At 44.8% G+C, this 268-nt stretch carries 1 pseudogene; it reads right to left on the bottom strand.

What is annotated here, in order from left to right:
- Positions 1–254: pseudogene (locus ACPYOJ_RS35545) on the bottom strand (hypothetical protein); the annotation flags it as partial.
- Positions 255–268 lie beyond the last annotated feature (14 nt).

Below are 268 nucleotides of genomic sequence, written 5' to 3'. Positions count from 1 at the left end.
TTCTGATCCCATCCCCCACCAAGTGCTCTGTAGATCGCGACGCTGGCTTTCAGCTGCCCTAATTTTTTTTCAAAAAGCTCAAACTTAGACTCCAACGCATCGCGCTGGGTAAGCAGCACTTCCATGTAATCAGCTCTTGCATATTTAAAGAGGTCATTGGAGATATCGATGGACTTCGTTAAGGCATCCACTTCTTTTGCCTTGATATCGTAGCTGCTGTTCAGGTTTTTAATCTTAGAAAGCTGGTTGGCCACCTCAATATACTGTC

It is taken from the genome of Rhizobium sp. SVR5-9E (assembly GCF_056755095.1).
Note: the sequence above shows the minus strand (reverse complement) of the source record. Positions and strands in the feature narration are given on the sequence as shown.